At 49.1% G+C, this 8,912-nt stretch carries 11 protein-coding genes and 1 pseudogene; 2 read left to right on the forward strand and 10 right to left on the reverse strand.

All coding sequences use genetic code 11. The features are described 5' to 3' along the window. A pseudogene (locus tag FEK43_RS18570) lies at positions 1 to 260 on the reverse strand (hypothetical protein); the annotation flags it as partial. 119 nt (positions 261 to 379) lie between these two features. Here FEK43_RS18570 and FEK43_RS18575 point away from each other — a divergent pair. Continuing rightward, entirely contained in the window at positions 380 to 625 is a 246-nt protein-coding gene (locus FEK43_RS18575; protein ID WP_130216349.1) for a hypothetical protein, read from the forward strand. Between the two features lie 208 nt (positions 626 to 833). Beyond that, complete coding sequence (locus tag FEK43_RS18580; RefSeq protein ID WP_130216351.1) at positions 834 to 1,502, forward strand: hypothetical protein; 669 nt, start codon at positions 834 to 836, stop codon at positions 1,500 to 1,502. Between the two features lie 566 nt (positions 1,503 to 2,068). Here FEK43_RS18580 and FEK43_RS18585 read toward each other — a convergent pair. From FEK43_RS18585 to FEK43_RS18635, 9 genes are all read right to left on the reverse strand, one after another. Then, complete coding sequence (locus tag FEK43_RS18585) at positions 2,069 to 2,476, reverse strand: helix-turn-helix domain-containing protein (protein ID WP_130216353.1); 408 nt, start codon at positions 2,474 to 2,476, stop codon at positions 2,069 to 2,071. Beyond that, positions 2,476 to 2,667: a Rop family plasmid primer RNA-binding protein gene (locus FEK43_RS18590; protein ID WP_130216361.1), complete on the reverse strand. Its 192-nt coding sequence runs from the start codon at positions 2,665 to 2,667 to the stop codon at positions 2,476 to 2,478. The genes FEK43_RS18585 and FEK43_RS18590 overlap by 1 nt, the downstream gene beginning before the upstream one ends. Before the next feature lie 753 nt (positions 2,668 to 3,420). Continuing rightward, entirely contained in the window at positions 3,421 to 3,849 is a 429-nt protein-coding gene (locus tag FEK43_RS18605; protein ID WP_130216355.1) for a hypothetical protein, read from the reverse strand. Further along, positions 3,850 to 4,194: a hypothetical protein gene (locus FEK43_RS18610; protein WP_130216357.1), complete on the reverse strand. Its 345-nt coding sequence runs from the start codon at positions 4,192 to 4,194 to the stop codon at positions 3,850 to 3,852. 58 nt (positions 4,195 to 4,252) lie between these two features. Beyond that, positions 4,253 to 4,603 (reverse strand): DUF4087 domain-containing protein, encoded by a 351-nt coding sequence (locus FEK43_RS18615; protein ID WP_130216359.1) that lies wholly within the window; start codon positions 4,601 to 4,603, stop codon positions 4,253 to 4,255. A gap of 2 nt (positions 4,604 to 4,605) precedes the next feature. Beyond that, entirely contained in the window at positions 4,606 to 6,801 is a 2,196-nt protein-coding gene (locus tag FEK43_RS18620) for a hypothetical protein (RefSeq protein WP_138158686.1), read from the reverse strand. A gap of 681 nt (positions 6,802 to 7,482) precedes the next feature. Next, positions 7,483 to 7,704: a hypothetical protein gene (locus tag FEK43_RS18625; RefSeq protein WP_131162575.1), complete on the reverse strand. Its 222-nt coding sequence runs from the start codon at positions 7,702 to 7,704 to the stop codon at positions 7,483 to 7,485. A 289-nt stretch (positions 7,705 to 7,993) separates the two neighbouring features. Next, the gene (locus tag FEK43_RS18630; RefSeq protein WP_131162576.1) at positions 7,994 to 8,422 is read right to left on the reverse strand and encodes a helix-turn-helix domain-containing protein; all 429 of its coding nucleotides are present in this window, start codon (positions 8,420 to 8,422) and stop codon (positions 7,994 to 7,996) included. Continuing rightward, positions 8,422 to 8,613, reverse strand: coding sequence for a Rop family plasmid primer RNA-binding protein (locus FEK43_RS18635; RefSeq protein ID WP_130259267.1), 192 nt, complete (start codon positions 8,611 to 8,613; stop codon positions 8,422 to 8,424). The genes FEK43_RS18630 and FEK43_RS18635 overlap by 1 nt, the downstream gene beginning before the upstream one ends. Positions 8,614 to 8,912: the final 299 nt, after the last annotated feature.

Here is an 8,912-nt window from a genome sequence, read left to right on the forward strand (position 1 = left end):
TGCTCCCCCTTAAACGGCACGGGGAAATCCACCGCCTCATTCATCGCCTGACCGCTGAGCGCACACCACGGGGTCGTGGTGTCCGTGATGTGAATTCCCCCGTGCCACATACCATTACGGCCAATCAGCCAGTGCCCGGTGGCTTCCCCCTCAAGATGCGCCAGCATCTCTTCCAGGTTACTGAACTCCCCGCCCCGGTTATTCTTCGGCACCGGCCAGCAGATGGCCGGGAGCTGCGGGCCGTTTTCCGGCTCTGACATAACAAATCCTTGTGTTTTACAGGGTTAAATAACCGCCATCATACACCTGATGAGACTTCACCAGCATTTCCTCATATGGCACATAATGTTACGTTAGACTGCACAGACAGGAGGATTCCATGAAACGCAGAAAACTGACTCCGACAGAAGAAAAGCGTCTTGCCGATGCATTTGTAGCAACAGCCATTGCGATGGGTCTGAAAGACAACCAAAAATTGCCCCAGGAAATCAAACGACGGGTACGGGCGCAGGTACTCATCGACATTGAAAACGAACGGAAAGCACAGGCGGCACAGTCTGCCCGCAGACAGGAATTTGAAGCAGGAGAAAATACCTTCACCTGGCAGCCTCAGCGCCGCCGTTGACCGGTAAAAACGGTCTTCCAGGGGCTACGATAGTTATCTTTGATAGTCACTATACCGATAAGGCCAGCGGAAGTATTTAATATATAACAATGAACACACTACTATATGATATATAAATAACTCCTTCACAATCCTTAATTCCATTAACATCCTCAACGTCATTTCACACTGGAATGAAATTATTTATCTTATTAGCGAAGGTTTATTTGTGAGTGCAATTACAGGTGTTTTAGTTGATGGTCATATTTTTGATATGAAAAAAGACATGGTTGAGGGGTATTATTTCCCTAACACCCTGTTCCCTGGAGCGACCTTTAAAATGGTCATAGATAATGATCCGGCCAATAATGGTAAGGTGACATGGCAGTGCGGCTCCAGCAAAGGCAACAATCTGGTGGCGGTCAGCGGGGATGGTACAGTGACGTTTCCTGACGCGGATGAACGGTGTTGCGACACATTATTTTATATTAATGCCACAGACACATCCGGGCGAATCATCTCATCATATTTATTTGTCGTGAAGCGTTTTTTTAAATACAGCAAAGATACATTCGTTACAACCAATAAAATCTCACAGTGGATTGAAAGCGTGAACGGAATATTTCCGGAGACGCTTGATGTTAACAGTCAATATATTGCTGGGTCTGAATGGATTACTATCACTCGAGAAGTTAACGGAGGGCTTTTTCAGGAATGGGGCAATATGAAAAATAGCGGATGGGTTTTAGCTAACCCCAACTATAGTTCGTGTTCAATTTTCACTTTTAATAACGAACTGAATTTCTTTAATTTACTGGTTGACAGTGGATTCACACAAAACGCTGACTGTGGTGCCCGGGTTCAGGCAGTAGCCTTTTACGGCCAATCCAGAGTGTAACGCCACTGTGGTCGGGTTGTAGTTGAAGCTGCCGCATTAAAACGGATTTACCATAACGTCGCATTACGCGCACCGCAGAAACGCGCTCAGGGCGATTTCAGCGCGAAACCGGTGAAAATCACAGTTTACCCGGCGAAAACGCGCCATAAACGTGCTGAGCGCGTTTATGGTCCATGAATGACTATGCAGTACAGTGCATGGGCTCCTGTCTGGCACAAAACAGCCGGTGAAACGGAGATTTTTCCCGGTTTTCTCCTCCGGCTTTGCGGGAACGATGAAGTCAGCCTGCCCTGGCTCATGCCATCAGGAAAGCGGTGAACGGACACGCAATTTATTGCGGGATCGTGAGGCGCTGGCAGGGTGTCGGGGCGGCGAGCCCTGACGAGGGCCACGGGTGTCCGGTTTTGCGCACGCGCAAAATTCCCGGGTGGGTTTCAAAGGGGAACCCTTTGGCACGCGACTGTATACAGTCGGTAACGTGCCTCTGGTTTAATGCGGTAATTGCATTAGATTTCACTGAATTGCACTAAGCTGCATTAAGTTGCACTAAATTGCATTAAAGACGCTCATTTTTGCCAGAACTTCCACCAGGGCGCTGTCGTCGGCTCCGGTATTTCAGACGAGGGCTGCTTATGCTCCAGAAGCTGCATTGCCTGTTTCAGGCTATCGATGTGTGACCCCTGCGCAGAAACAAGAGTTCTGAGGTGTTCAATTTCCTGTTTCAGCGACCTGATCACCTGTTCATTTTCAGCCTCTGAAGCTGTAACACGCTGTTCACCAACCTGTTCAGCGACATGTACAGCTTTAGAACCATCAAGAGAACCAAATACACGCAAAAGCTCTGAAGTATCGAGCATTCTGGCATTACGTTCACCAAGACAGGTGGACAGTTCACCTGTCTTGATCAACCGGTGCAATGTGGTACGACTTTTACCGGTAAGGCGGGCTGCCTCACTGATAGAAACTTTCGCCATCAAACTGCCTCCGGAGCATTGCCTAAACGAGCAGCCAGTGTGCTGAAAAGCTGTTCCGCATCTTCATGCAGCTTTTCGCAAAGATCCGCCTCAGCATCGAGATCAAGTTCATTAAGCTTTTCCAGCAGAAGCAGGGTCTGCCCCTGGATAAACTTCGCCATATTAAGCGCAGTTTTCTGTTGTTTCGTCATCACTGCGTAAGTGCTCCACGTTATCTCCGGTTCTTTTCCGCTTCCTCGACCGTTCGCTCGCTCCGCTCGGTCACTTGTCTGCGGCGAGCGGACGGATCGTACTAAAGGACAAGTAAGACAGAAGATAACCGTAAGGAAACAGCAGCCCAAAAGCCAGGATAAGGCCACGCCCCACGGGGCGTTTTTCCATAGGCTCCGCCCCCCCTGACGAGCATCACAAAAATCGACGCTCAAGTCAGGGGGTGGCGAAACCCGACAGGACTTAAAGATCCCCACCGTTTCCGGTGGGTCGCTCCCTCTTGCGCTCTCCTGTTCCCGCCCTGCGGTTTTCCGGTGTCTCTCCGCTGTTAAAGGCCGCGTATTCTCATACCACGCCTGACACTCGGTTCCGTTTAGGCAGTTCGCTCCAAGCTGGGCTGTGTGCAAGACCCCCCCATTCAGCCCGACTGCTGCGCCCCTTCCGGTAACTAACCCTTGAGTCCAACCCGGACGGACACGCAAAAACGCCACTGGCAGCAGCCATTGGTAACTGAAATGTGCGAGAGATGTTCGAGAGTTCTTGAAGTGGTGGCCTGAGTCCGGCTACACTGGAAGGACAGATTTGGTGACATGTCTCGCACAAGACTGTTACCTGGTTAAGCAGTACCCCAACTGACTTAACCTTCGATCAAACCACCTCCCCAGGTGGTTTTTTCGTTTCTGGGCAGAAGATTACGCTCAGAACAAAAGGATCTCAACTGATCAATTAATAAATCATTCGCATTTTTTCATTCTTACAACGCCATCATGCGAGTATGACTGAACAAAGTCAGGATCTTTGCTCCAAAAATATTTGCTTTTCTTTTTGTCAAAAAAACCGAACCATCTTAAATATCCGGCATCATCCTTATAATTGAATTCGGCAATTTTTTTTGTCTTATCTATATTATCCCATTTTATATTCATCCCTCCTCTACCAAGATCTAATGGTCCATCTAGATAGACACCAACAACACCATCATTGATGACCAAGGAATGAATAGATACAACTATTTGATTGTCATTAACAACTAATGGTGATGTCTTTTGCTCTAATGCAAAATAAAAGCCACCATCATCACATGTCGTCCCCCACACACCTAAATTATCGTTAGAATAAGATAAAAATGAAAAAGACAGCAACAATGAAAACAGATGGCGCATTTATTCCACCTTTAAAAATTTAGATATATATCCAACAGGGAGATAAAGAACAGTATTACCTTTAAGCTCTTCTTTTAAGTATTTCTCAAACAAATAATCCGCCTCACCTCTTGTTTTTGCTGGTTGCCCGAAGCGTCCAGGAGGCAGGCTAGCCCACTCATAGCTCAATATATCTAAAGCGCCATTTATATCACCTTTCGCTATCATCTCAAGCGAACCTTTCCTCTTAACCTTAAGAATCAGAATCAGAACACAACATTTATCTTGCGACAACGGAGTGAAATCACTCACACCATACTTAGCTCTGGCTCTAACTATTTGACGGTTATCCCATAAATAACCCATGATTTGATACGCGCCAGCAGCTGAGTATATTAACTTACCTCTATTTAAAAGATCCAACTCAAGGTTCGCTAAGCGTCCGATCCCCCTGACAACGGGAAAGAGGTAATATTTTGGAACTGTATATTTTGATTACCTTTTTCTCATCATGATCTACATCAGCACTGATACAGGCACACCCATATCCATAATTTTCGTTTGTTTTTACAAACTCTTTGTCTGGAAAACCCTTCAGTTTTTCAATGCCACTTGAAGTAAAGCGTCCTTGAATTGATATATCCCACGTCCCGTCTTTATCACTAATCCATTGATTGGATGGGCTAGGATTTTGTAACCATCCACACCTTAATTCACTCCCCAAACAAAAGAAGCTAAGAACGAATAAAAATACAGTTATAAATAGTGGTTTCATCCTCAAATTAACTCCCTAGCATCCAGTTTACTTAAAAAAACCTCTGCAAATCCTTTAATTTGTTCTGCGTGATCTAAGCCGTTAATACACCGTCTTGCATTAAGAAAATCCACACTATCCTTGCTTACATAATCGGTCAGTTTCTTTCCTGTAAAAACTCCATTTTTGAATCCATCAATAAGAATAAACAAGGAGTTATTAGGCTCTAAAGCCCTATCAGGATCCGAAACCAAATCAACACCAAGCTTTTCTGAATATGCTTTATAGTTATAGTCCCAAGTAATTTGGACATAGCCTCTCCCATAATATGGATAATACCGGTAATGCTTTTTCCGGTACTCATCCGTCGAAATATGACCGCCCCAATCGCCCTCTCTCACTGGTTGAAACGTATCGCCAGTCTCTCTCTTAACCGTAGCGAGAATATAAGCAATCTGTGAGTTGAGGCTAAATCCTTGCTTTCTGCTCTCCTCGATAATTGCTCTGATCGTTCCCGCTCTCGTAGAAAAATCGTATCCCCGGCATTTAATCGCATCGAGAAAAACCAGCGGATGCATATGCCACGGATTCTCCACCATTCCGGCCACACGGTACATCCAACGGAGATCTGTCAAAAATTTCATACTGTAGGCGTGCCACTCCGGGGCGTCTCTTTTCAGTTGTGGCGTAAAAAATGCTTTCCACACCGGAGACTCCGACGAGTAATACCACTCACTGGGGTGTTTCACGCACAGACGATACAGATGCGCACGCATTGACGGGTTCTGCACCGCACGCCGGTACTGTTCCGGGTTATACCGGGGAGATTTTGCATCATCAATCTGGTTCAGCAGTTGCCGGTAGTTGAATGCTTCCAGTGGGCTGTAAAGCTTATCGTCATCATCCGCCACGCTGAAAAAACGCTCAAAAATCGTCCTCACCAGCCCCTTCGGCTGTCTCTCTCCGTCGAGATGGTCAAAGCTCACCGGGCTGTCCTCCGTGGCCTCAAAACCCCGACCAGCCAGATCATACCGGGACAACAGCTGCACATCCGATTCCGCCAGCAGCCCGCGCGACGCCCCGCCCGGCCAGTAGCGTTTACCCTCTTTGTCCGTCACCGCCTGACCTGACAGCGCCATCACCGTTTCGCTCTGCGTGGTTATCCGGCCCTTCTGGATTTCCCCGCCGGTGACTTTCAGGTACACCGGTATGCCCTTCGGGCAGCGGGCAAAGGCGGGCGTGTCGCGCCCCACACCTTCCAGGTTGCTCAGGAAGCGCGGCAGGTCGTCCGGGGTCAGACATTCGATATGCACCTGATAGCGCTTTTCATGCCCGTCCTCTGTGGGAACCTGAAAATACCCCAGATGCCCCACCGGGTCCCCGGCCTTAACCGGATAGGGGTCAGGACACACCACCGTATCAAACTGCACAGTTTCGCGTGACGGCGGCAGAAACGGCGACCACCACGCCGGGCGGGCGGCGCTGTCGGGCGCCGGAACCAGATTCCCTTTGTCACATACTGTCCATACCCGGTCCCCGGCTTTAAGGCTCATCCTGCCCGTAACCGGCTCCGCCAGCGTGACGTACGCATACTGCCGCCCGTTGCTCCCTGCCATGGTGTCAGCACTTACCGCTTTATCCCATATCACACGTGTACCGGGTGGCAACTCTGCCACCACCACCTGCCGGGATACGTCCATATACGCATTCAGATGCTGTCCGTCTGCGACCTTAAACGCCGTGCTGTCCTGCTCCGGGTAGGCCAGCCACGGCGCGAGATGCATATACAGCGTGTAAAAGGTCAGTCCGCTTTCTGCCGTTTCCCCGGGCTGAACACAGTGCCTGACCAGCACAAAAGACCCGGAGTAGCGTAAATCCCCCCAGTACCACGGCACGCTGAGGTAATCCCGGTTAATCCGGTACGCCACCACTTCACCGTCCGCCATGCAGCGCACGGCCTGCTCCCCCTTAAACGGCACGGGGAAATCCACCGCCTCATTCATCGCCTGACCGCTGAGCGCACACCACGGGGTCGTGGTGTCCGTGATGTGAATACCGCCGTGCCACATGCCGCTACGTCCGATAAGCCAGTGCCCGGTGGCTTCCCCCTCAAGATGCGCCTGTATATCCTCCAGGTTACGGAATTCCCGGCCACGGTTGTTTTTTGGCACCGGCCAGCAGATAGCGGGTATCTGTGAGCCGGTTTTCGACTGTGCCATATCAAGTCCTTTAATTTTGTATGGTTAATAGACATTGATCATACACCTGCAGGAACTCAGCCCTGATTTCTCCATATGTAGCAATATGTTACTAGGCAGAGGTGACGCTGAGCGTCGGTAAGGAATGATGGGGTGGGGGTGGAAACATTTAACATCCGTTATGTGAGAATCACAATAAAGGGAATGGATAACATTGATTGTTTTTTATTACAGAGACATATTCAGACGGAGGGATTTCCTCCTGAATTTACAAAGGATAACTGTCATGGGTCTTAAGCCTGGTCCTAAACGAATTGCCGAATCAATAGGGGAACCTGATAAACGCCAGCGCGACAATAAAAAAAAACGGGGAACACAGATAAACTGAAATCCAGTAAATCCTCAGGGGAAATAAGTCAGTCACCAAAAGTCCTGCGGGGTTTTTTTTGTACCTGCAGATGACTCTGATTTACCATAACATCCGTTGTCGGCACCACCAGAACGCGCTCAGAGCGATTTCAGCGCGAAACCGATGAAAACCACAGCTTACCCGGCGAAACCCCGCCAGAAAGGCACTGAGAGAGTTTACGGCCTGTGAATGGTTATGCAGCGCAGTGCATGACATCCGGTCTGGCGCAGAACAGCAGTTGAAACCGGGATTTTTCCCGGTTTTCCAGCCCTAAAATCCGGGTTAGGGATGAACTACCGGTTCTGTTTCATGCCATAAACGGTCAGTTTCCCGTCCCTGATTTGCAAAACGCCCCGGGATAACTTCCCGGCTACGGTAGAAAGGTGCATGTCATCCATCCTCGGCTGATGCTCCTCCGCCGTCACTGGCTTAATCTCCGGATCAAAAAACTCACTTTTAAACTCCGCCCCCAGGAATTTCAGATCATCGATAAGGGTCGTAAACCATTCTTTCATCGTTCAGCCTCCGCGCCAGTCTGCGCCATTCAGATCACAGTCTGACACAAACTGGCGAAATAAAGCGGTGAACGGACCCGCAATTTATTGCGGGATCGTGAGGAGCTGGCAGGGAGTCGGGGCGGCGAGCCCTGACTAGGGCCACGGGTGTGCGGTTTTGCGCATGCGCAAAATTCCCGGGTGGGTTTCAAAGGGGAACCCTTTGGCACGCGACTGTATACAGTCGGTAACGTGCCTCTGGTTTAATGCGGTAATTGCATTAGATTTCACTAAATTGCATTAAAGACGCTCATTTTTGCCAGAACTTCCACCAGGGCGCTGTCGTCGGCTCCGGCATTTCAGACTGGGGCTGCTTATGCTCCAGAAGCTGCATAGCCTGACGAAGTGAACTGATATGCTCGTCCCGGGCATTCACCGCATCTTTTAGCCCGGCGTTTTCCGCCTGCAGAAGCGCCACCTGATGCTGTAAATCCTGTAAAAATTCACTGTTAATCCCTGTAGAGCGATCGTCAAATGTTACAGCACTACTGTCACGTTCACTGTCAAGATTAAGGGTGCCAAAAACGCGCATAAGTTCAGTTGTATCAATGATTTTTACGGATTTACCATGCTTTACAACAGAGGTGTAACTTAACTCACCAGATTTAAGTAGCTTGTAAATAGTAGGACGACTGACACTGGCAAGACGAGCCGCTTCGCTAATTGATACACGGGCCATTATAAATCCCCCTGAAGACCATCCAGACGAATAGTCAGAGAGCGACAGAGTTGTTCCACATCTTCATGCAGCTTTTCGCAAAGATCCGCCTCAGCATCGAGATCAAGTTCATTAAGCTTTTCCAGCAGAAGCAGAGTCTGCCCCTGGATAAACTTCGCCATATTAAGCGCAGTTTTCTGTTGTTTCGTCATCACAGCGTCAGTGCTCCATGTTATCTCCGGTTCTTTTCCGCTTCCTCGCCCGTTCGCTCGCTACGCTCGGTCACTTGTCTGCGGCGAGCGGACGGAACGTACTAAGTGGCAAGTAAGACAGAAGATAAACGTAAGGGGAAAGCAACCCAAAAGCCAGGATAAGGCCACGCCCCGCCGGGGCGTTTTTCCATAGGCTCCGCCCCCCTGACGAGCATCACAAAAATCGACGCTCAAATCAGAAGTGGCGAAACCCGACAGGACTTAAAGATACCAGGCGTTGAGCCTGTTTAGGATTCTGT

This window comes from Escherichia sp. E2562, from assembly GCF_005781075.1.
Lineage (GTDB): Bacteria > Pseudomonadota > Gammaproteobacteria > Enterobacterales > Enterobacteriaceae > Escherichia.

Excerpts from the sequence above, each read along its gene's own strand:
- FEK43_RS18575 (WP_130216349.1), top strand. The coding sequence starts at position 380 with ATGAAACGCAGAAAACTGACTCCGACAGAAGAAAAGCGTCTTGCCGAT.
- FEK43_RS18585 (WP_130216353.1), bottom strand. The coding sequence starts at position 2,476 with ATGGCGAAAGTTTCTATCAGTGAGGCAGCCCGCCTTACCGGTAAAAGT.
- FEK43_RS18590 (WP_130216361.1), bottom strand. The coding sequence starts at position 2,667 with ATGACGAAACAACAGAAAACTGCGCTTAATATGGCGAAGTTTATCCAG.
- FEK43_RS18605 (WP_130216355.1), bottom strand. The coding sequence starts at position 3,849 with ATGCGCCATCTGTTTTCATTGTTGCTGTCTTTTTCATTTTTATCTTAT.
- FEK43_RS18610 (WP_130216357.1), bottom strand. The coding sequence starts at position 4,194 with ATGGGTTATTTATGGGATAACCGTCAAATAGTTAGAGCCAGAGCTAAG.
- FEK43_RS18615 (WP_130216359.1), bottom strand. The coding sequence starts at position 4,603 with ATGAAACCACTATTTATAACTGTATTTTTATTCGTTCTTAGCTTCTTT.
- FEK43_RS18620 (WP_138158686.1), bottom strand. The coding sequence starts at position 6,801 with ATGGCACAGTCGAAAACCGGCTCACAGATACCCGCTATCTGCTGGCCG.
- FEK43_RS18625 (WP_131162575.1), bottom strand. The coding sequence starts at position 7,704 with ATGAAAGAATGGTTTACGACCCTTATCGATGATCTGAAATTCCTGGGG.
- FEK43_RS18630 (WP_131162576.1), bottom strand. The coding sequence starts at position 8,422 with ATGGCCCGTGTATCAATTAGCGAAGCGGCTCGTCTTGCCAGTGTCAGT.
- FEK43_RS18635 (WP_130259267.1), bottom strand. The coding sequence starts at position 8,613 with ATGACGAAACAACAGAAAACTGCGCTTAATATGGCGAAGTTTATCCAG.